At 65.7% G+C, this 22,241-nt stretch carries 19 protein-coding genes; 10 read left to right on the top strand and 9 right to left on the bottom strand.

Features of this window, described 5'->3' with window-relative positions; translation table 11 throughout:
- Positions 1-2: 2 nt before the first annotated feature.
- The 9 genes from AC522E_RS10305 to lpxB all read left to right on the top strand — a co-directional run bounded on the left by AC522E_RS10305 (position 3) and on the right by lpxB (position 10,260).
- On the top strand, positions 3-860 hold the full coding sequence (locus AC522E_RS10305) for a phosphatidate cytidylyltransferase (protein WP_500750346.1): 858 nt from the start codon (positions 3-5) through the stop codon (positions 858-860).
- Entirely contained in the window at positions 857-2,026 is a 1,170-nt protein-coding gene (gene dxr, locus AC522E_RS10300; RefSeq protein WP_500750344.1) for a 1-deoxy-D-xylulose-5-phosphate reductoisomerase, read from the top strand. The genes AC522E_RS10305 and dxr overlap by 4 nt, the downstream gene beginning before the upstream one ends.
- 42 nt (positions 2,027-2,068) lie before the next feature.
- On the top strand, positions 2,069-3,232 hold the full coding sequence (gene rseP / locus AC522E_RS10295; protein WP_500750343.1) for an RIP metalloprotease RseP: 1,164 nt from the start codon (positions 2,069-2,071) through the stop codon (positions 3,230-3,232).
- A gap of 168 nt (positions 3,233-3,400) precedes the next feature.
- Positions 3,401-5,803 carry an outer membrane protein assembly factor BamA gene (gene bamA / locus AC522E_RS10290; RefSeq protein WP_500750342.1) on the top strand — a complete coding sequence of 801 codons (2,403 nt, stop codon included), beginning with the start codon at positions 3,401-3,403 and terminating at the stop codon, positions 5,801-5,803.
- A 39-nt stretch (positions 5,804-5,842) separates the two neighbouring features.
- Positions 5,843-6,922 (top strand): UDP-3-O-(3-hydroxymyristoyl)glucosamine N-acyltransferase, encoded by a 1,080-nt coding sequence (gene lpxD / locus AC522E_RS10285; protein ID WP_500750341.1) that lies wholly within the window; start codon positions 5,843-5,845, stop codon positions 6,920-6,922.
- Positions 6,923-6,952: 30 nt separating this feature from the next.
- Positions 6,953-7,417, top strand: a complete 465-nt coding sequence (fabZ, locus tag AC522E_RS10280; protein ID WP_500750340.1) for a 3-hydroxyacyl-ACP dehydratase FabZ — start codon at positions 6,953-6,955, stop codon at positions 7,415-7,417.
- Complete coding sequence (gene lpxA, locus AC522E_RS10275; protein WP_500750339.1) at positions 7,417-8,226, top strand: acyl-ACP--UDP-N-acetylglucosamine O-acyltransferase; 810 nt, start codon at positions 7,417-7,419, stop codon at positions 8,224-8,226. Before fabZ ends, lpxA begins: the two co-directional genes overlap by 1 nt.
- A complete protein-coding gene (locus AC522E_RS10270; RefSeq protein WP_500750338.1) occupies positions 8,223-9,089 on the top strand; it encodes an LpxI family protein in 867 nt (288 codons plus the stop codon). The genes lpxA and AC522E_RS10270 overlap by 4 nt, the downstream gene beginning before the upstream one ends.
- A complete protein-coding gene (gene lpxB, locus AC522E_RS10265; RefSeq protein WP_500750337.1) occupies positions 9,079-10,260 on the top strand; it encodes a lipid-A-disaccharide synthase in 1,182 nt (393 codons plus the stop codon). The genes AC522E_RS10270 and lpxB overlap by 11 nt, the downstream gene beginning before the upstream one ends.
- A 116-nt stretch (positions 10,261-10,376) precedes the next feature.
- Here the strand turns inward: lpxB and gltA are convergent, their stop codons facing one another.
- Both gltA and gltX read right to left on the bottom strand, forming a co-directional pair.
- A complete protein-coding gene (gene gltA, locus AC522E_RS10260; protein ID WP_500750336.1) occupies positions 10,377-11,669 on the bottom strand; it encodes a citrate synthase in 1,293 nt (430 codons plus the stop codon).
- A 170-nt stretch (positions 11,670-11,839) separates the two neighbouring features.
- A complete protein-coding gene (gene gltX / locus AC522E_RS10255; RefSeq protein WP_500750335.1) occupies positions 11,840-13,270 on the bottom strand; it encodes a glutamate--tRNA ligase in 1,431 nt (476 codons plus the stop codon).
- Between the two features lie 139 nt (positions 13,271-13,409).
- Here gltX and AC522E_RS10250 point away from each other — a divergent pair, with 139 nt between their 5' ends.
- On the top strand, positions 13,410-15,680 hold the full coding sequence (locus tag AC522E_RS10250) for a ComEC/Rec2 family competence protein (protein WP_500750334.1): 2,271 nt from the start codon (positions 13,410-13,412) through the stop codon (positions 15,678-15,680).
- Here the strand turns inward: AC522E_RS10250 and lexA are convergent.
- The 7 genes from lexA to trpE all read right to left on the bottom strand — a co-directional run bounded on the left by lexA (position 15,658) and on the right by trpE (position 22,239).
- Positions 15,658-16,359, bottom strand: coding sequence for a transcriptional repressor LexA (lexA, locus tag AC522E_RS10245; RefSeq protein WP_500750333.1), 702 nt, complete (start codon positions 16,357-16,359; stop codon positions 15,658-15,660). The genes AC522E_RS10250 and lexA overlap by 23 nt on opposite strands.
- 108 nt (positions 16,360-16,467) lie before the next feature.
- Positions 16,468-17,712 carry a molybdopterin molybdotransferase MoeA gene (locus AC522E_RS10240; protein ID WP_500750332.1) on the bottom strand — a complete coding sequence of 415 codons (1,245 nt, stop codon included), beginning with the start codon at positions 17,710-17,712 and terminating at the stop codon, positions 16,468-16,470.
- A 10-nt stretch (positions 17,713-17,722) separates the two neighbouring features.
- Positions 17,723-18,199, bottom strand: coding sequence for a cyclic pyranopterin monophosphate synthase MoaC (moaC, locus tag AC522E_RS10235; protein WP_500750331.1), 477 nt, complete (start codon positions 18,197-18,199; stop codon positions 17,723-17,725).
- Positions 18,196-18,996, bottom strand: a complete 801-nt coding sequence (trpC, locus tag AC522E_RS10230) for an indole-3-glycerol phosphate synthase TrpC (RefSeq protein ID WP_500750330.1) — start codon at positions 18,994-18,996, stop codon at positions 18,196-18,198. Before trpC ends, moaC begins: the two co-directional genes overlap by 4 nt.
- Positions 18,997-19,008: 12 nt before the next feature.
- Complete coding sequence (gene trpD / locus AC522E_RS10225; protein ID WP_500750329.1) at positions 19,009-20,022, bottom strand: anthranilate phosphoribosyltransferase; 1,014 nt, start codon at positions 20,020-20,022, stop codon at positions 19,009-19,011.
- 6 nt (positions 20,023-20,028) lie between these two features.
- Positions 20,029-20,658, bottom strand: coding sequence for an anthranilate synthase component II (locus AC522E_RS10220; protein ID WP_500750328.1), 630 nt, complete (start codon positions 20,656-20,658; stop codon positions 20,029-20,031).
- A 60-nt stretch (positions 20,659-20,718) separates the two neighbouring features.
- Entirely contained in the window at positions 20,719-22,239 is a 1,521-nt protein-coding gene (gene trpE / locus AC522E_RS10215) for an anthranilate synthase component I (protein WP_500750327.1), read from the bottom strand.
- Positions 22,240-22,241: the final 2 nt, after the last annotated feature.

The raw sequence follows: 22,241 nt of genomic DNA, 5'->3' as shown, positions 1-22,241 counted from the left end.
CGATGGCGGCGGACGAGGGTACCTCTCTTCCTCCCGACGCGGTCAAGAAGCCTCCCAGTGAACTCGCGACCCGGGTCGTCTCGGCAATCGTTCTGGTCGCCGTGGCGCTGTTCACGGCCTACGAAGGTGGCTGGGCCTTCGCGCTGTTCTGGCTCGGTGCCGGGATCGCCATGATGGTCGAATGGACCAACATGACCCGGGTCGAGCCTCGCAGACCTGTGCAGGTGGTGCAGGGCCTCGGCCTTGCTGCGCTGACCTTTGTCTTCCTTCGGGACATGCCGCTCGTGGCCGGCATCGCAGTCCTCCTCGTGACGTCGCTGGTTGGGGTGCTGGTCGCGCGGGGAACCCAGGCGCGACTGTGGGCCGCCAGCGGGTTCGCGTATGGGGCGGTCATCGTTCTCGTCCCCCCGATCGTGCGCGCCCATCCCTATCTCGGCCTTGTCGGGCTCCTGTGGATGTTCGCCGTCGTCTGGGCCACCGACATCGCGGCCTATTTCACCGGGCGGAAGTTCGGCGGACCGAAGCTCTGGCCGAGCGTCAGCCCGAAGAAGACCTGGTCGGGCTTTGCCGGAGGGCTCTTCGCCGCGACCGTATGCGGCGTCCTCGTGGCCTGGGGGGCGCAGCGGCTCGGTTGGATCCAGCCCTTCAGCCTCCGCAATACTGCCATCCTTTCCGCCATTGCCTCCGTGGCGAGCCAGCTCGGCGATCTCGGGGAATCGGCACTCAAGCGCCATTGCGACGTCAAGGATTCCAGCCACCTGATCCCCGGCCATGGCGGCGTGATGGACCGCCTCGATGGGTTCTGGGCCGTCTCTCTCATCCTCGGAGCCGTTCTCCTGATCGTCCGGCTGGCGGAATGAGCCCTCAGACACGCACTCTTACGATTCTGGGGGCAACCGGCTCCATTGGTCGCTCGACGGTCGATGTGGCGCTTGCCCATCGGGACGAGATCCGCGTCGAAGCCGTGGTCGGCGGCAGCAATGCCGGAGCCCTGGCCCAGGTCGCCCGGACCCTTGGTGCGAGGTTCGCCGCGCTGGCAGACGAAAAGGGCGGCCCGGCCCTGAAGGAAGCCCTGTCCGGATCGGGAATCGGCAGCGGCGCCGGCGCTTCCGCCGTATCCGAGGCGGCGGAGCGGGATGCGGACGTGGTTCTGGCTGCCATCAGCGGAACGGCTGGACTGCGCCCGACCCAGGCAGCGCTGAAGCCCGGTCGCCGCATCGCCCTTGCCAACAAGGAGAGCCTGGTTTGCGCTGGTGCGGCCTTCATGGCCGAGACCCGCCGTCTTGGCGTCGAGGTGTTGCCGGTCGATTCGGAGCACAACGCTCTCGACCAGGCTCTCGCGGCCGGGCGCACCGGCGACGTGGACAAGGCCATCCTCACCGCGTCCGGAGGACCTTTCCGGACCTGGAGCCGCGAGCGCATCGCTAAGGCGAGTGCTGCCGAGGCCTCGGCCCATCCGGTCTGGTCGATGGGGTCGAAGATCAATATCGATTCCGCCACGCTGATGAACAAGGGCCTTGAGCTCATCGAGGCCCACCATCTCTTCGGCCTCGAGCCGGAGCGCCTCGATGTCCTCGTCCATCCCGAGGCCATTGTCCACGGACTGGTGCAATGGGCCGACGGCGCAGTCACCGCGGGATTGGCGCTTCCGGACATGCGAATTCCCATCGCGAACGCCCTGCGGCACCATGAGCGTCTTGCGACGGCGCTGCCCCGTCTCGATCTTGCCGCTATTGGCCGTTTAAGCTTCGAGATGGCCGACGAGGCCCGGTTTCCGTGCCTTGCCTTGGCCAGGGCTGCGCTTCGGGCCGGAGGTGCGATGCCGACGATCCTCAATGCGGCCAATGAGATCGCCGTTGCGGCGTTCCTGGCTGGGCAGATCGATTTTTATGCCATATCTGAGAAGGTTGAGCTGGTTTGTTCGACTTTTTCGGGAAGACGCCTGGCGGCGCCGGCGACGATTTCGGAAGCACTGGCAATCGACGAGGAGGCTCGGGAGGCTGCGCGACAGTTCATGCCCGCTTGAGGCCTGAACGACCGCAGCGCGGCCGATGAGAAAGGGATCACGATGGATTGGCTTGCGACGATAACGGGAGCGACGGGCTCCTTCCTTCTGACGATCATCTCCTTCCTCGTCGTCCTCACCGTGGTCGTTTTCGTCCACGAGTTCGGCCACTTCTGGGTGGGGCGTCGATGCGGGGTCGGGGTGACGGCTTTCTCCGTCGGTTTCGGCCGGGAGCTCTTCGGCCGGACCGACCGCTACGGGACCCGCTGGAAGATCTCCGCGATTCCCCTGGGGGGTTACGTAAAGTTCGTGGGCGATCTGAATGCGGCCAGCGTCCCCAATCAGGATCAGCTCGCCCATATGAGCGCGGCCGAGCGGGCGGTGAGTTTTCCCCACCAAAATGTGCTCAAGCGCTCGGCTATCGTCGCTGCGGGGCCGATCGCCAATTTCATCCTCGCCATCGCGATCTTCGCCAGCTTCAACTATTTCAGCGGCCGGCAGGTGCTGGAGCCGCGGATCGAGGCGGTTCAGGCTGGCAGCGCGGCGGAAAAGGCAGGTTTCCAGCCCAACGACCTCATCCTCTCCATCGACGGCAGGCAGATCGAAACCTTTGCCGACATGCAGCTCCTGGTCAGCTCGAGCGCCGGAGAGGCCCTGACCTTCGTCGTGGACCGGGGCGGTCAAAACGTGTCCCTGAGCGCGACGCCGAACTTCGTCGAGAAGTCGACTCCCTTTGGCAAGCAGCGCATCGGCCTTCTCGGTGTCGAGGCCTCCCGGGACCCGAACGCCATCAAGCGCATCTCCTATTCGCCGCTCGGGGCCCTGAAGGCGGGAGCGGTCGAGACCTGGAACCTGGTGGAGCGGACCCTGAACTTCATGCGGCGCCTGGTTCTCGGTTGGGAATCCGCCGACCAGCTCTCCGGGCCGATCGGAATCGCCCGGGCCTCGGGCACCGCATTCGATGTCGGGGGGGTCTATAGCCTCGTCAGCCTCATCGGGTTCATGTCGGTTTCGATCGGTCTCATTAACCTTTTTCCGATTCCGTTGCTCGATGGCGGCCACCTCCTTTTTTACGCCATCGAGGCCATTCGAGGCCGTCCATTGAGCGAAAAAGCCCAGGAAATCGGCTTCCGGATCGGTTTTGCCATCGTTGCGATGCTGATGCTGTTCGCAACCTGGAATGATATTGTTCACCTTGGCACAAGTTTTCTGGCTCGTGGAACGTGACAAGGACGCCACGCAGAGCAAAAATGCTACTGTGTTGGGGAAAGCGCCGTTTGCAATAGCGGCGAAAGTTTGTACAAGCGGATCACACCGATAAGGTTGGGCAACCACGTTCCCAGCCCCGGCGGAGTGATCCGCTGTAGGAACAAAGATAAAGAGACGGGCCAGTTGATGATGTCGACGACCACGCCACGCCGGAAGAAACCGGCCGCTACCGCCATGATCGCCGTCAGTGCGATGATCGCCGGAATCACTGCAGCCGACACCGCGTTCGCGCAGCAGGCCAGCCGCCGGGCGGCGACCGCCCAGGGCCCGATCGTCAACCGGGTGGCTCTCGAGGGCAACAAGCGTGTCGAGAAGGGCATGATCGAGGGTGAGCTTCAGGCTCGCGCCCGTTCTCCCTATGATCAGCGGACCGTTGACGCCGACGTCCAGCGTATCCTCGAGGTCTATCGCCGCCAGGGTCGTGGCCTTGCGCAGGTGACCCCGCGCATCGTCGACCTTCCCAACGGCACCGTCGACATCGTCTATACCATCAACGAAGGCGACAAGACGGGCGTCAAGGAGATCCGGTTCGTCGGGAACAACCAGGTCTCGTCCAGCCGCCTGCGCGGCGTCATGGCGACCACTGAGACGAACATCCTCAGCTTCCTCAAGAGCACCGATGTCTACGACCCGGCGCGCATCGCGAACGACCTCGAGCTGATCCGCCGTTATTATCTCAAGAACGGTTATGCGGATTTCCGGGTCGTCTCCAGCGACGTGCAGTTCGATCCCAATGCCGGCGGCTACATCGTCACCATCGCGGTCGAGGAAGGCCCGCAATATCGCCTGGGCAGCGTCAACGTCGATTCCCGCCTTCCGGAAGTGACGGCCGAATCCGTCCAGCGTGACCTGTCGACCTCGGCCGGCTCGACCTACAATGCCGATCAGGTCCAGCGCTCCCTGCAGGATGTGACCACGGACATCGCCCGTCGCGGTCATCCCTTCGTGCAGGTCCGCCCCGTGGCGACCCGCGATCCTGCGACCCAGACGATCAACCTGTCCTACGTGGTCGAAGAGGGTCCGCGGGTCTACATCGAGCGGATCAATGTGCGGGGCAACTCCCGCACCCGGGATTACGTGATCCGTCGCGAGTTTGACCTCGGTGAAGGCGACCCCTACAACCGCGTCCTGATCGACCGTGCGGAGCGCCGCCTCAACAATCTCGGTTACTTCAAGCAGGTCCGTATCTCCAACGAGCCCGGTTCTGCGCCGGATCGCGTCGTGGTCAACGTGGACGTCGAGGATCAGTCGACCGGCGCGTTCTCGGTTTCCGGCGGTTACTCGACCCAGGACGGCTTCATCGGTGAAGTGGCAGTCACGGAATCGAACTTCCTGGGCCGTGGCCAGTATGTCCGCGTGGCGGGTCAGCTCGGCCAGCGCACGAATGGCGTCGACTTTTCCTTCACGGAGCCGTACTTCCTCGGCTACCGCATGGCGGCAGGTATCGATCTGTTCTCGAAGTTCAGCGACCAGACCAGGTATTCGCGCTACGAGAACCGCATGACCGGCGGCCAGCTGCGCCTGGGTCTTCCGTTTACGGAAGAGTTCACGCTGACGCTGCGTTACTCGCTCTATCAGCAGGATCTGAAGATCCCGAACGACTACAAGCAGCCCTATAATGACTGCTCTGTGCCACTGCCGGGCTACACTCAGCTCAACCCGGCTGGTTCTCCCGGCGCCGGCCTGCCGAACCGCTTCTTCTGCGAAGGCAATGGCGAGGCGTCGCTGGCGATCAAGGAATCGCAGGGCAAGACGCTGACCTCCCTCGCGGGCCTGACGTTCAACTACAACACCCTCGACAACAACAAGGATCCGCGCAACGGATTCTATGGCGAGGTGAAGACCGATTTCGCGGGTCTCGGCGGCGATTCACGGTATTTCCGCGCCACCGGCGACGTCCGTTACTACAAGGAGATCTGGGAAGACATCGTGGGAATCGCCCGCGTCCAGGGCGGCCACATCCAGGGCTTCGGCAACGAGAACAAGGGCCTGGGCGGCGGCGGTGGCGATCTGCGCATCGTCGACCAGTTCTTCCTCGGCCCGACACTCGTGCGCGGCTTCGCCAGCAACGGCATCGGCCCGCGGGACGTCTCGAGCTACGACACGAATGCCAATGCCATCGGCGGCACGACCTATTTCGGCGGTTCGCTCGAAGTGCAGTTCCCGATCTTCGGGCTCCCGCGCGAACTCGGGCTCAAGGGCGCGGTGTTCGCCGATGCCGGTACGCTGTTCGGCTACAAGGGTCCGACGACCTTCGACACCAACGGCAACAGCATCATCGACGGCTTCAGCCCGACCCTCGGCTGCGCCCAGAGCGCCACGGTCTCGCAGGAGTGCATCGTGGTTCGCGACAGCCACAAGATTCGCTCCTCGGTGGGTGCTTCGCTCCTGTGGACCTCGCCGCTCGGCCCGATCCGCTTCGACTACGCGATTGCCCTGACGAAGGACGAGGGCCTCCCGACTGCCAATGGCAAGATCGGTGGCGACCGGACCCAGGCCTTCCGCTTCTCGGGTGGTACACGCTTCTAATTGGAGAGGGCGCCCGCGAGGCGCCCTCGCTTCTTTTGCATGACAGATTCGAGTTTCTTCCCGCAGGGCCAGACGCTTCGTTTGCGTCAGGTGGCGGAGATGGCCCATGCCACGCTCCCCGACGGTGTCGACGGGGAGCTTTTGCTTCGTGGCGCAGCACCGCTTGAAACCGCCGGACCGCTGGACGTCGCGTATATGGACAATGCCGCCTATGGCGAGGCGCTCAGCCGGACCAAGGCCGGTGTTTGCCTCGTGACGCCCCGTTTCGCCGCCAAGGTCCCGGCCCATACCGTGGCCCTCGTGACGCCCCAGGCCTACCGGGTGTTCGCGCAGGTCCTGGCGCTTCTGTTCCCCTCGGCGATGCGGCCGGAATCCTCCTTTGCCGCGACCGGCACCTCGCCGGGATCCTTCGTCCACCCGACCGCCCGGTTGGAATATGGCGTCACGGTCGATCCGGGCGCGGTGATCGGGCCTTACGCAGAGGTGGGGGCGGGGACGCTCGTCGGCGCGCACGCGGTCATCGGTGCCCACGTCAAGGTCGGGCGGGACTGCGCCATCGGCGCCCATGTGACGGTCTCGCATGCCTACCTCGGTAACCGGGTCATCCTCCATCCAGGGGTCCGGATCGGGCAGGACGGGTTCGGCTTCGCCATGGGTCCCCAGGGGCATCTCAAGGTGCCGCAGGTCGGTCGGGTGATCATCCAGGACGATGTGGAGATCGGGGCCAACACGACTGTCGATCGCGGCGCAAGCCGCGATACGGTGATCGGGGAGGGGACCAAGATCGACAATCTGGTCCAGATCGCCCACAACGTGGTGATCGGCCGGCATTGCGTGATCGTCGCCCAGGTCGGTATCGCTGGCTCGACCACCATCGAGGACTATGTGGCCCTCGGCGGCCAGGTTGCCGTGAAAGGACACCTCCGGATCGGGATGGGCGCCCAGATCGCGGCGACCAGTGCCGTCAACGGCGATGTCCCGGCAGGCGCCCGCTGGGGCGGGGTTCCAGCCCGCCCGATCCGGGAATGGTTCCGCGAGATCACGGCCCTGAAAAAGCTTGCATCCAAAACCGATTCCGGCGATTCCGCCACCAACGACGGTTCGTCTTCCTCAACCTGAAGACGTCTTGAAGCCTCCGGAGTGAAGCACATGAGCGAAGCGCCAACCACGCTTCAGACAGCGGATATCATGCGGATTCTCGATCTGCTGCCGCATCGCTATCCGTTTCTTCTGGTCGACAGGATCGTCGATATCGACGGCGACAATTCCTGCATCGGGATCAAGAACGTCACCTTCAATGAGCCGCAATTCACGGGTCATTTCCCGTCACGACCGATTTTTCCGGGCGTCTATCTCATCGAAGGCATGGCCCAGACCGCGGGGGCGATCTGCGTCGCCTCCAAGATTTCCCAGCAGGCCAAGCCGAAGCAGGTCTTTTTCATGACGATCGACAAGGTCAAGTTCCGCAAGCCGGTCGAGCCGGGGGACCGGGTCGAATTCCATATGAAGAAGCTCAACAATCGCCGCAACATGTGGTGGTACCGGGGCGAGGCCAAGGTCGATGGGGCGATCGTCTGCGAGGCGGAAGTGAGCGCCATGCTGGTGATGGACTGATGGAGCCGCTCGTTCATCCCACCGCCGTGATCGAGGACGGTGCCGTAATCGGCGCCGGGACCAGGATCGGCCCCTTCTGCATGGTCGGATCAGAGGTCGTCCTGGGCGAGGGCTGCCAACTTCTCAGCCATGTGGCGGTTGCCGGGCGGACCACCGTCGGCCCGCGCACGCGCATCTTTCCCTTCGCCTCCATCGGCCACATTCCCCAGGATCTGAAGTATCGCGGCGAAGCCTCGTCGCTGACCATTGGCTCCGATTGCATGATCCGCGAAGGCGTGACCATGAACCCCGGCACCGAAGGCGGCGGTCTGGAGACCGTCATCGGCGACCGCTGTGCCTTCCTGGCCAATTCCCATGTCGGCCACGACACCCGCGTCGGCAATGACGTGATCCTGTCGAACAACGTCATGCTGGCGGGCCACGTGACGGTAGGGGACTACGTGATCTTCGGCGGCGGCTCCGCGGTCATTCAGTTCGCGCGCGTCGGCTCCCACGCCTTCGTGGGCGGCATGTCCGGGCTCGAAAACGATCTCATTCCCTATGGCATGGCCATGGGCAACCGGGCGCACCTCGCTGGGCTCAACATCATTGGCCTGCGCCGCCGCGGCTTCACGCGCGAGCAGATCCACGATATCCGGCGCGCCTATCGGCTCCTCTTCGCGGACGAGGGCACCTTGTCGGAGCGGGTCGAGGACGTGGCTGCGGAATTCGCCACGCATCCCTTCGTCCACGAGATCCTCGACTTCATCCGCGAAGGCAAGGACCGGGCGATCTGCACGCCCAAGGAACCTGTCGGTACGGCTGGATGACCTCCCCTGGCCCGATAGCGATCCTCGCCGGGTCAGGCCAGCTTCCCATCCAACTGGTCGAGCATCTCGAACGGACGGGGCAGGATTGCCGGGTGCTGGCCTTCAGGGGCTTTGCCGCTCCCGAATTGCGGCGGCGCGCGCAGGCCAGCGTCGACCTCCTTGACCTCAAGTCGATCATGGCGACCCTGGAGCAATGGCAGCCCAGGGCTGTTGCCCTGGTCGGGGCCGTGCGGCGGCCCGGATTCTCCGCTCTCCTCGGAGCCTATTCGCTCCTGCGCAACCGGCAGGAGGTGAAGGAGGTCATCGCGCGCGGCGACGATCAGGTCCTGCGCGGTGCGGTCATGCTGCTCGAGGAGCGGGGGTTCAGCGTCGTCGGTGCCCATGAGCTGGCTCCAGACCTTGTCGCGCCTCTCTCGCTCGGTGGTCGTCTCCGGCCGGACGCGGACGATCGCGAGGCGGTATCCCTCGGCATCGAGCTTCTCTCATCCCTGTCCGCCTTCGATATCGGTCAGGCCGCCGTGGTGGCGCGCCGGCATGTCCTCGCCGTCGAGGGGCCGGAAGGGACCGACCGGATGCTGCGTCGCGTGGCGGGATTCCGCCAGTCCTGGCTTGGCCTGCGGCGGCGCCGCGACGGTGGGGTGCTCATCAAGGCGGCCAAGCGGGGGCAGGACCTGCGAGTCGATATGCCCGCCATTGGACCCAGAACCGTCACCGAGGCGGCCCGAGCGGGACTCGGCGGCATCGCGGTCGGGGCGGGCTCGACCCTGGTCCTTGATCAGGACAGGACCCTGCAGCTCGCCGATGATCTGGGGCTGTTCCTGATCGCCGTCGACCTTCCCTGGATGATGCCCCATGGTCAGTGACACCGCACCGCTCCGGATCTGGATCGTTTCGGGCGAGGAGTCCGGCGACCAGCTCGGAGCCAAGCTGATGAGGTCCCTGAAGACGCGCCTTGGGGCGGACCGTCTTCAGTTCCAAGGCGTCGGCGGACATGCCATGGAGCGGGAGGGACTGAAGAGCCTGTTTCCGCTCACGGACATCGCGGTCATGGGATTCTCGGCCGTCATTGCGCGCCTGCCGGCGATCCTGAGGCGGATCCGTCTGACTGCGGATGCCGTCGTAGCGGCCAAGCCGGATCTTCTGGTGATCGTCGACAGTCCGGATTTCACCCACCGTGTCGCGAAGACGGTGAGGGCGCGGGCGCCCGGCATTCCCATCGTCGACTATGTGAGCCCCTCGGTCTGGGCCTGGCGTCCTGGGCGCGCGCCGAAAATGCGCGCCTACATCGACCACCTGCTCGCGCTGCTTCCTTTCGAACCGGAGGCCCATCGCCGGCTCGGCGGGCCACCGACATCCTATGTCGGGCATCCGCTGATCGAACGCCTCGGCGAGATCCGCCCTCGCGAGGGCGAGCGGGGCGTGTCCGCTGCCGATCCGCTGAAGCTTCTGGTCCTTCCCGGCAGCCGCAGGTCGGAAGTCGGCAGGCTAATGGAGCCTTTCGGTCAGGCGCTCGCCCTGCTGCAGGAGCGCTCGCCGCGCCCCTTCGAGGTCACGATCCCGGCCGTTCCCCATCTGGCCGATGAAATCAGGCGGCGCGTTGCCGGTTGGAGCGTGCAGCCGAAAATCGTCGAGGGGGAGAGCGCGAAATGGGCGGCCTTCCGCCAGGCCGATGCCGCGCTCGCCGCGTCCGGCACCGTGACCCTGGAACTCGGGTTGTCCGGCGTCCCGATGGTCGTGGCCTACCGCGTCTCCAAGATCGAGGAGGTGCTGAAATATCTCATCAAAGCCCCTTCCATCGTCCTCACCAACCTGGTCCTCGGCGAGAACGTGATCCCTGAGCTGATCCAGTGGGATTGCACACCGGAGAAGCTCGCCGAAGCCGTGCTTCCCCTTCTCTCCGATAGTCCGGAACGGCGGCGGCAGGAGGCGGCCTTCCGTCGCCTCGACGATCTCATGCGCATCGGCGACGAGGTGCCGAGCGAGCGGGCGGCGCGGATCGTCGCTGAAGTGCTGGAAGCCAAGCGACGGATATAGCCTGTTCGAGTGTTGCCATCGTCGTTCCTGGACGGTCTGCAGGCCGAGCCCGCGATGCCGGCGCATATGAAAAAGGGGCCATGCGGCCCCTTCATCGTTTCGGTTGTCAGGCACCGTTACCCGCGTTGGGCAACCGTGACGTAGTCGCGCTTGGGGGCGCCGGTATAGAGCTGGCGCGGGCGGCCGATGCGCTGGGACGGATCCTCGATCATCTCGCTCCACTGGGCAATCCAGCCGACCGTGCGGGCCAGCGCGAACAGCACGGTGAACATGGAGGTCGGGAAGCCCATCGCCTTGAGGGTGATGCCCGAATAGAAGTCGATGTTCGGATAGAGCTTCTTCTCAAGGAAGTATTCGTCCTTGAGGGCGATCTGCTCGAGCTCCACTGCCACGTCGAGCAGCGGATCGTCCTTGATGCCGAGCTCGTTGAGGACCTCGTGGGTGGTCTTCTGCATGATCCGGGCGCGCGGGTCGTAGTTCTTGTAGACCCGGTGGCCGAAGCCCATGAGGCGGAAGGGATCGTTCTTGTCCTTCGCCTTGGCGATGTAGTGCGGAATGCGGTCGGGCGTGCCGATCTCTTCCAGCATCTTCAATGCCGCTTCGTTGGCGCCGCCATGGGCGGGTCCCCACAGGCAGGCGATGCCGGCGGCGATGCAGGCGAAGGGGTTGGCGCCGGAGGATCCGGCGAGACGCACGGTTGAGGTCGAGGCGTTCTGCTCGTGGTCTGCGTGAAGGATGAAGATGCGGTCGAGCGCCCGCGAGAGCACCGGGTTCACCTTGTATTCCTCGGCCGGCACCGCAAAGCACATGCGCAGGAAGTTGGAGGTGTAGTCCAGGTCGTTCTGCGGGTACACGAAAGGCTGGCCGACATGGTACTTGTAGGCCATGGCGGCGAGGGTCGGCATTTTCGCGATCATGCGCATGGACGCGACCATGCGCTGGTGCGGATCGGCGATGTCCGTCGAGTCGTGATAGAAGGCCGAGAGGGCACCGACACAGGCCACCATGATCGCCATCGGATGAGCATCGCGGCGGAAGCCCTGGAAGAACCGGTTCATCTGGTCGTGAACCATCGTGTGGCGGGTGACGCGATAGTCGAAATCCGCCTTCTGCGCGGCCGTCGGCAACTCGCCGTAGAGCAGCAGATAGCAGGTCTCGAGGAAGTCGCCGTGCTCGGCAAGCTGCTCGATCGGGTAGCCGCGATAGAGCAGGACACCAGCATCGCCATCGATATAGGTGATCTTCGATTCACAGCTCGCCGTCGAGGTGAAACCCGGGTCGTAGGTGAACGACCCCGTTTGGCCGTAGAGCTTGGAAATGTCGATGACGCTCGGGCCGATGACGCCGTGCTTCACAGGCAGTTCGACCGACTTATCGTCCATAGTGAGCGTGCAGGAATTGGAGCTCATGCGTCTTCGCCCTTTCAACAAGAGGCCGGGCTTAACCTAGGGCAGCCTTGGTTGGGGAGAAGGTCTCTCGCTATGGGCTGCCGAACCGAGGTGCCGGTCGGTGGAGGATGGTGGGTTGGGTAGCTTATCCGTTCGGAGGGGGCAAGCACGTCTAAAGGCGAGTGCGCCTGCTATGCAGCAGGCGCAGCGCTAAGCTGGTCGTGAAGGCGCGACAAGGTTTCGTCCTTTCCGAGGACCGCCATCACGTCGAACAATCCGGGCGAGGTCGCACGGCCCGTCAGGGCCGCCCGCAGGGGTTGTGCCACCTGTCCGAGTTTCGCCCCGATGGACTCGGCATGCTCGCGGACGACCGCCTCGACGCCGGCCGCCGTCCATTCCTGGACCGCCCCGAGCTTGGCATCGATGCCGACGAGCCGGGACACGCCATCGGCGAGAAGGCTCTTAGCCTTCTCGTCCACATGCAGCGGACGCTGGGCATAGAGGTAGTAGGCGCTGTCGAGCAGTTCCACGAGCGTCTTCGCGCGCTCCTTCAGGCCTGGCATGGCCGCGATGAGCTTCGCGCGCAGAGCGGGCGTGAAGGTCCGTCCGAGATGGTGATCGTCACCCTCCAGCTCGGGAAGAAGCTGCTCCATGGCATCGACCAGTTCCTCGTCGCTGGTCTGGCGCATGTAGTGGCCATTGAGGTTCTCGAGCTTGGCGAAATCGAACCGCGCCGGGGAGCGACCGATACTCTTGAGATCGAAGGCGTCAATCATCTCCTGCTCGGTGAAGATCTCCTGGTCGCCATGGCTCCAGCCGAGCCGGACGAGATAATTGCGCAGGGCCGCCGGCAGGTAGCCCATGCTGCGATAGGCCTCGACCCCGAGAGCCCCATGACGCTTGGAGAGCTTCGCGCCGTCCGGGCCGTGGATGAGCGGCACATGCGCCATCTTCGGCACGTTCCAGCCCAGGGCCTGATAGATCTGCGTCTGCCGGGCGCCGTTGGTCAGGTGGTCGTCGCCGCGGATCACGTGGGTCACGCCCATGTCATGGTCGTCCACCACCACCGCGAGCATATAGGTCGGCGTCCCGTCGGAGCGCAGCAGGACCAGGTCGTCGAGGTCCTTGTTCTGCCAGACCACGCGGCCCTGGACCTCGTCCTCGACGACCGTCTCTCCCTCCTGGGGCGCCTTCAGGCGGATGACGGGTTTGACGCCAGCCGGTGCCTCGGACGGGGCCCGGTCACGCCAACGGCCGTCATAGCGCATGGGGCGGCCCTCGCGCCGGGCCGTCTCGCGCATCTCCTCGAGTTCCTGAGGCGTCGCATAGCAGTAATAGGCGCGCCCCTGGGCCAGGAGGGACTCGGCGACCTCCCTGTGACGGGCGGCGCGGGAGAACTGGTAGACCACGTCGCCATCCCAGTCGAGGCCGAGCCATGTAAGGCCGTCGAGAATGGCCTGAATGGCCGCCTCGGTCGAGCGTTCCCGATCCGTGTCCTCGATGCGCAGGAGCATTTTGCCCCCGTGCCGCTTGGCGTAGAGCCAGTTGAACAGGGCCGTGCGCGCGCCTCCGATATGCAGGAAGCCGGTGGGAGACGGGGCAAAGCGGGTGACGACGGTCATCGGCGTTAGAAACCTTGGCAAGAATCAAAGCGGGCCACGCAACGGGCCAGCGGGGTTTTCGACTCGAATCCACAGGGTGGACTTGGCCGAAACGTGGCGTCGTCTACCATGTAAACCACCCCGACGTTAAGCCGCAGCAATGGCCGAGACAGAGCAAAGAGACCACGACCGCCTGCCACGCCCTGCTGTGCGGACGCTGACCTTGCCACGGGGAGGAAGTCTCGCGTATCCGACAGCGCTCCCCGACTGGCAGGGATGGGTGAGGCGGGAACTGTCGGCCGAGGTGGCCCAGCGCCGGTTGTTTCCCTGGATCGCCGTGTTCTTCGGCCTGGGGATCATTCTCTTCTTCCAGGCCGACGAGCCATCCCCCTGGGCTCCGGTGATTGGCCTGGCGACCTGCCTCGCGGCAGCGTGGTTCTCGCGGAGGAGCCTGCCCGCTCTCGCGGTCTTCATCGGCCTGGGCGCCTTGTCTGCCGGTTTCGCCGCCGGTGTCCATCGAAGTCGGCTGGTTGCCGCACCCGTGCTGACCCGTGTGACCATTGCGTCCGTGTCAGGCTTCGTCGAGGCCGTCGAGGAGCGGATCGAGGGACGGCGGGTGCTTTTGCGCCTGACTGCGGTGCAGGGTTTGGCGCCGGCCGACACACCCCGCTTCGCGCGGGTGAGCGCCCGCAAGGGTCAGAGCCCGGAGCCGGGACAGTTCATCGAGGCCAAGGCGCGTCTGCTGCCGCCACCCCAGCCCGCCTGGCCGGGCGGCTATGATTTCGGCCGCGATGCCCGCTTCAAGGAAATAGGTGCCGTCGGTTCGCTCCTCGGACCAGTGAAGGTCGCGGAACCGCCGGGCGGGACGCCCTGGCCACTGACGCTGGCGGCCCGGATCGATGGCGCGCGCAATGCCTTGACCCAGCGCATCGCTCTGGCCATTGGCGGGCCCGCCGGGGGCGTGGGCGCCGCCTTGGTGACCGGCAAGCGTGGCCTCATCGGCGAACCGACCAACGACGTGCTGCGCGCCGCCGGGATCTATCACATCGTCTCCATCTCCGGCCTTCACATGGTTCTGGCGGCGGGCACCTTCTTTTGGCTCACCCGTGCTCTGCTCGCGGTTGTGCCGGCATGGGCATTGCTCTGGCCTGTGAAGAAGCTGTCGGCCGTCGCCGCCATGACCGGCGCGACGGGCTATTGCGTGTTCTCTGGCTCGGACGTTGCCACCGAGCGTTCGCTGGTCATGACGCTCGTCATGTTCGGCGCCATCCTTGCCGACCGGCCGGCGCTGAGCATCCGCAACTTGTCCGTCGCGGCCCTCCTGGTTCTGGCGCGGGAGCCGGAGGCGCTGCTCGGCCCGAGTTTCCAGATGTCCTTCGGCGCCGTTGCTGCGCTCACGGCGGCAGCACCGTTGCTGTCATGGGGACATGTCGAGGGAGGGGTGCCGACGCCTCTCGACAGAGTCTTCCGGTGGCTCGCGCGCCATGTCCTGGGCCTTCTCGGGACGACGCTCGTGGCGAGCCTCGCCACCGCGCCCTTCGCCGCCTACCATTTCCAGACCGTCAATCCGTATGGCCTGATCGGCAATGCGCTCGCGCTGCCGCTCGTCTCCGTCGTGGTCATGCCCTCGGCGGTACTCGGCGTCCTGGCCTATCCCTTTGGTCTCGACCGCCCGGTCTGGCAGATCATGGGATATGCGGTGAACCATGTGCTCGAGGTGTCGGCCGTCGTCGGCGGCATCGGCGGCGCGACCATGGTGGTGCCGGCCCTGGGTGTCACGGCCTTTGCCTTGCTGAGTGTCGGGCTGCTGATCCTGACGCTTCCCGCCTCGTCCCTGCGCTGGTTCGCTGTCCTTCCCCTGGGAGCAGGCCTCGCCGCCGCGGCGCCGACCCGGTACGACGTTTTCATCGACCGGGACGGAGCCGGCGCCGCGATCCGCGGCAGGAGCGGCGCGCTGACGGTCGTCGGACGCCCATCGTCCTTTGTGACCGAGCAATGGCTGCGCGCCGACGGGGACGGGCGCCATGCCGGCGATCCGAGCCTGAGGCAGGACGCCCGATGCGACCGGACCGGCTGCATCGTCGAGGGTGCAGGTTCGCGAGTGATCGCCTTCGTTCAGGAGATATCCGCCTTCGAGGAGGATTGCCGCCGCGCTGCCATCGTCCTGACCCGGCTCAAGGCGCCACCGCAATGCGATGCCGGACTCGTGCTCGACCGGGAGGCGCTCGCGCTTCGAGGCGCAACGACCCTTCGATTCCAGACCCAAGGCGGCGTCGAGATCCGATCGGTACGAAGGGGCGTTGAAGCGGTCGCCATGGCGGCGGCGAACCGCGCGGTATCACAGCCCGCCGAAAACCGGCCGCAAGCGGTCCGACCGGTTCCCGAGCAGGATCTCCCGGAGGAGGAGATCAGTAGCGGCGAACGAGACTGACGAGCTTGCCCTGGATCTTGACCCGGTCCGGGCCGAGAACGCGGGTCTCGTAGGCCTGGTTGGCGGCTTCGAGCGCGATCGAGGAACCGCGACGGCGGAAGCGTTTCAGCGTCGCCTCCTCGTCGTCGATCAGAGCCACGATGATGTCGCCCGTATTGGCCGTGTCCTGCTTGCGGATCACCACCAGATCGCCGTCGAGAATGCCGGCCTCGACCATCGAGTCGCCTCGAACCTCAAGGGCATAGTGCTCGCCCTGGCTGAGGAAGTCGTTCGACAGGCTGATCGAATGGCTGCGATTCTGAATCGCGGAAATCGGTGTACCGGCCGCGATCCGGCCCATGACGGGGATCGACATGTCGCGGGTTTTCTCGTCGACCACCGGCGCCGGAGCCGATTTGGCCTTTCCGGCCAGGCCACCCTCCACCACGCTCGGGGTGAAGCGCTTCTGTCCGGCCCCACCGACGGTCTCGGGCAGGCGAATGACTTCAAGGGCGCGGGCCCGATTGGGCAGGCGCCGGATGAAGCCGCGTTCCTCCAAGGCGGTGATGAGACGGTGAATGCCGGATTTCGACTTGAGGTCGAGAGCATCCTTCATCTCGTCGAAGGACGGCGGAACGCCGGATTCCCGCAGCCGCTCATGAATGAAGCGGAGCAATTCGTGCTGTTTGCGCGTCAGCATGGCTGGCCCTTACTGCCCCTGAGGGAGCGATTCTGAAAACAAAGCGAGAACAGGTTAGCCGTTCTTGCTGTGTTCCGCAAGCCTATGGCTACGCTGTGACGAATAGATTCAGCAGAATCGCGCCAGGCGCAGAATGCGGCAGGGCTCTCCGGCGGCGGCGGCCGGAGCCTGAGGCGGCCTGACGAGCAGCGCATCGGAGCGCCCGAGAATCCCGAGCATGGATGAATCCTGCCGGTCGTGCGGCATTGCCGCCGGGACGGTGACGCGACCTGCACCCGTGTCGATGTCGCGATAGGACAGCGTCGCACGCATGTAATCCTGGCGGTCGCCGTTGGCGGGAAGGTCGGCGCCGATGAGCGCACTCTCGGTCTGGTCCGATCCCGCAGCGGGATCGCCGCACAGGGCCCGGATCGCCGGGACCAGGAAGAGCAGGCTGCAGACGAGGGTTGAGACGGGGTTTCCGGGAAGGCCCAGGAACAGCATCGACCCGAGACGCCCATGCATCAAGGGCTTGCCAGGTTTCAGCGCGACCCGCCAGAAGCCCAGGTCCATTCCCTGGCGGATCAGGCCCTTTTGCACCAGATCGTGGTCACCGACCGAGGCACCGCCCAAGGTCACGAGAATGTCGGCCTTTGCCGCCCGGGCGCGTTCGATGCGCTCGTCCAGGGATTCCAGCGTATCGCGGGCGATCCCGAGATCGATCGCCTCGCCGCCGGCCTTCTCGGCAATCAGGGCGGTGGAGGGAAGGCTCGACGCGACGATCTGGTCCGGCCCGGCCGCTTCGCCCGCGCGGACGAGTTCGTCCCCGGTCGCGAGGATGGCGATTCTCGGCCGGCGCCGGACCGGCAGGTCGCCATGGCCCATCGCCGCTGCGAGAGCAATGTGACGCGAATCGAGGCGCCGACCAGCGGTAAGAAGAGCGTCGCCGGCCCTGAAATCGAGACCGGCGGCGCGGATGTGGCGCTGCGGGCGCGGCGCCTCCTTGAGCACGACAATGTCGCCTTGCGCCTCCGTGTCCTCCTGAAGGACCACGGCGTCGGCGCCATCGGGCAGGGGGGCGCCGGTGAAGATCCGCACGGCCTCGCCTGCTCCGAGGGTTCCGGAAAAACGGTGACCGGCGGCGCTGGTGCCGATGACCCGCAAGGTGGACGGCGTGACGGGAGAATCGGCGCTGCGCACGGCGTAGCCGTCCATGGCGGATGCCGGGAAGGGCGGCTGGTCGCGCTTGGCAGCGACGTCCTCGGCCAGAGTGCGTCCCGCGCAGGCGATCAACGGCGCGCGCTCGCTATCGACCGGTCCAGGCACACTGGCCAGGATCCTGGAAAGAGCCTCGTCGACGGAGATCAGGCCCATGGCGATTTTCTCACGGCGCTTCGAACAGGCCGGACTGGCCGCCGCTCTTCATGCGCAGGCGGATGTCGTCGATCCGCATGGTGCGGTCGGCGGCCTTCACCATGTCGTACACGGTCAGGCAGGCGATGGAAACGGCGGTCAGGGCCTCCATTTCCACACCGGTCTGGCCTGAGACCTTCACCTCGGCCGTCACCCGCACGCCCGGAAGACCCTCGTCGAGGACACACTCGACCTTGACCTTCGAGATCAACAGGGGATGGCAGAGCGGGATCAGCTCGTGGGTGCGCTTCGAGGCCATGATGCCGGCCAGCCGCGCGGTGCCGAGCACGTCGCCCTTCTTCGCATCGCCCTGGCGGATGAGCGCCACGGTTTCCGGCCGCATCACTACGCTGCCTTCGGCGATGGCGGTGCGATCAGTCACCTCCTTCTCGGAGACGTCCACCATGTTGGCCCTGCCGGACGCATCGAGGTGGGTGAGTTTCGTCATGCGGCCTCGCCGAACAGCAGGCGTCGCGTGGCCGCCGCGACATCGGCCTGACGCATCAGGCTTTCCCCGACCAGGAAGGTGCGGATCCCGACCTTCTCCAGCCGCTCGACGTCGCGAATGGTGAAGATGCCGCTCTCGCCGACGATGATGCGGTCGGGCGGGATCGCGGGAGCCAGCGCCTCGCACACGGTCAGCGAAACCTCGAACGTGCGGAGGTTGCGGTTGTTGATCCCGAGAAGCTTCGTCCCCAGCGGCAGCGCGCGGTCGAGTTCGGCGCGGTCATGCACCTCGACGAGGACATCCATCCCGAGAGCGTGGGCCGTGTCGACGAGGGTGCGGGCCTGTGCGTCGGTGACGCTCGCCATGATCACGAGAATGCAATCCGCCCCCCAGGCGCGAGCCTCGTAGACCTGATAGGGATCGAACAGAAAATCCTTGCGCAGGGCCGGGAGTCCCGATGCCTCCCGCGCCTGCATGAGGAATTCCGGCCTGCCCTGGAAGGAGGGCTCGTCGGTCAGAACGGAGAGGCATGTCGCTCCGCCTTCGGCATAGGCTTGCGCGAGTGACGGCGGATCGAAATCGGCCCGGATGAGGCCCTTGGACGGGCTGGCCTTCTTCACCTCCGCGATCAGGGCCGGACGGCCCTCCGCAAGGTGGCGCTCGATGGCTGCCGCGAAGCCGCGCGGAGGAGAAGCGGCCCGCGCCCGCCGCTCGATCTCCGCTTGTGGAACGGCGGCCTTGGCAGCGGCGATCTCCTCGCGCTTATAGGCTTCGATGCGGGCGAGAACGTCGCTCATGCTAATCTCCGCTCAGGCGTTCGAGACCTCGATCAGGCGCTTCAGTGCCGTCTTTGCCGCGCCGCTGTCGAGGGCGCGTGTAGCGCGGTCGAGGCCATCGCGCAGATCCGTCGCGGCCTCGGCGATGACGAGGGATGCCGCGGCGTTCAGGAGGGCGATGTCGCGATAGGGAATGCGCGCGCCTTCCAGCACGGCGCGCAGCTGTGTCGCGTTGTGCTCCGGATCGCCGCCCTTCAGGTCCTCGGGCCTTGCGACCGGCAGGCCGACCTCTTCCGGCGTCACCGTGAAACGACGGATCTTTCCATTCTCGAGCGCCGCCACATGGGTCGGCCCGGTGGTGGTCATCTCATCGAGGCCGTCGGAGCCGTTCACGGCCCAGAGTTTCCTGACGCCGAGCTCCTTCATCACCTGCGCGAGCGGTTCGAGCCACGCTTCCGAGAACACGCCGAGAAGCTGATGCGATACGGACGCGGGATTGGCGAGCGGTCCGAGGAGGTTGAAGATCGTTCGCGTGCCGAGCTCGACGCGGACCGGGGCCACGTGGCGCATCGCGGCATGGTGGGTCTGCGCGAACATGAAGCACAGGCCGGCATCCTTCAGGCAGCGCTCCAGGCCCTCCGGATCGAGCCCGAGTTTGACTCCCAGGGCAGCGAGCACATCTGCCGTGCCCGATTTCGAAGACGCCGCGCGGTTGCCGTGCTTGGCGACCGGAACGCCCGCTCCCGCGACAATGATGGCGGCAAGCGTCGAGATGTTGTAGCTGCCGGAATGGTCTCCGCCCGTTCCGACGATATCGACCGCACCTTCTGGCGCCTTGACCCGGATCATGCGGCCGCGCATGGCGGACACTGCGCCGACGATCTCGTCCAATGCCTCGCCGCGCACCCGTAGCGCCATCAGGAATGCGCCGCTCTGGGCGGGCGTGACCTCTCCGGAGAGGATGTCGTCGAATGCCGAGCGAGCCTCCTCCCGCGTCAGCGACGCGCCGGTGGCGACCTTGGCGAGGTAGGATTTGAAGGATTCCATCTTTTCTCAATGCTCGGCTGCGGGAGCGCCTTCGCGTCCCTGGCGATGCGCGGCATTCCACGATGCCGCGAGGTCGAAGAAATTGCGCATGATGGTGACGCCATGCTCCGAGAGAATACTCTCGGGATGGAACTGCACACCATGGACCGGGAGCGAACGGTGGGAGAGACCCATGATGAGCCCGTCCGCGGTTTCCGCCGTCACCGCGAGGTCGTCAGGGCAGGTCTCCCGGTCGACGATGAGGGAATGGTAGCGCGTTGCCCGGAACGGCCCATTGAGGCCGCGGAAGATCGTTTCGCCGCGATGCTCCACTTCCGAGACCTTGCCGTGCATCGGCAGCGGCGCTCGGCTGACCGTGCCGCCATAGACCTGGCCGATGGTCTGCAGGCCGAGGCAGACGCCGAAGGTGGGGATCCGCGACCCTGCCCGGCGGACGACGTCGAGGCAGATGCCGGCCTCGTTCGGCGTGCAGGGGCCGGGGGAGAGCACGATGGCGTCGGGCGGAGACGTCAGGATCTCGTCGGTCGTGACGGCGTCGTTGCGCACCACGTCCACTTTCGACGCCAGCGGCGCCACGAGATGGACGAGGTTCCAGGTGAAGCTGTCGTAATTGTCGATGACGAGGACGCGGGACATGGTGTCATGACCTATGCGCCCGACCGGCGAGCCCGGTCAAGGGAAGCGTTGCGGCCGCACTCATTGGCCTATCCTCGCCCGGCTGGCGAAGCGCACCGCGTCCTCCGCCGCCCGAAACAGGGCCTTGGCCTTGTTGATGCATTCCTGCTGTTCGGAATCAGGATCGGAATCGTAGACGATGCCGGCGCCCGCCTGCACGGCCATGCGCCCGTCCTTCACAAGTGCCGTGCGCAGGACGATACAGGTATCCATTTCGCCATTGGCGCCGAAATACCCGATGCAGCCGCCATAGGGGCCGCGCTTGTGCTTTTCGAGCTCGTCGATGATCTCCATGGCCCGAACCTTCGGCGCCCCGGAGACCGTGCCCGCCGGAAAGCCGGCCACGAGTGCGTCGAGGGCATCGAATGCCTCGTCCAGCCGGCCCTCCACGTTCGAGACGATGTGCATCACCTGGCTGTAGAACTCCAGGAAGAAGGAATCCGTCACCTCGACCGAGCCCATCTCGGAAACGCGCCCCACGTCGTTGCGTCCGAGATCGAGGAGCATCAGGTGCTCGGCCCGTTCCTTCTGATCGGCGAGCAGGCTCTCCGCATGGGCGCGGTCCTCCGCGGCGGTCGCGCCGCGCGGGCGGGTCCCTGCGATGGGGCGGATCGTGACCTTGCCGTCCCTGACCCGCACCAGAATCTCCGGCGAGGAGCAGACGATTTGGAAATCCTCGAAATCGAGGTAGCAGAGGAAGGGCGCAGGGTTGACCCGCCGCAAGGAACGATAGAGCGCGAAGGCGGGGAGGGGAAAGGCTGCCTCGAAGCGCTGGGACAGCACGACCTGGAAGATGTCGCCGGCGCGGATGTAATCCTTCGCCCTGGCCACCATGCCCTTGAACTCATCGGGCGCGGTGTTCGAAACCGGCGGATCGAAATGGACGCTCGAGGGATCGGACCGATCCTCGAGGGGAAGCGGGCTCTCGAGCGCAAGGCTCACGTCGTCGAGGCGCGACAGGGCTACCTCGTAGGCAGCCTTCGACGGCACTTTCGCCTGGGGGCGAACGGGCGTGATAAGGGAGATCTCGTCCTTCACAGCGTCGAAGACGACCATGACCGTCGGTCGGACGAGCACGGCATCCGGGACCTGCAGCACATCCGGATTCGGCTCCGACAGCCGCTCCATGAGGCGGACCATGTCGTAGCCGAGATAGCCGAAAAGCCCCGCCGCCATCGGCGGAAGCTCGTCACCGAGGGGCAGGGCGCTTTCCGCGATGAGAGCCCGCAGGCTCTCCAGCGGAGGACGGCTGTCCTCCTCGAAGGATTTGGCATGGCTCGCGGCCCTGCGGTCGATGGAGGCGGCTCCGTCCTGGCATCGCCAGACGAGATCAGGGTCGAGGCCGATCATGGAGAAACGTCCCCGAACCGCGCCACCCTCCACGGATTCCAGCAGGAAGGCCGGCCCTTTCCTGCCGTGCCGCAGCTTGATGAAGGCCGCGACCGGGGTCAGCAGGTCACCGACGAGCGTGGTGCGCAGGACGCCGGCCTGCCCGGCATCGTAGGCTCTGGCGAACGTCTCGTAATCTGGCGTGATGACCATCG

It is taken from the genome of Microvirga sp. BF8 (assembly GCF_059888585.1).
The sequence above is the reverse complement of the archived record's forward strand: the minus strand, read 5'-3'. Positions and strand labels throughout refer to the sequence as shown.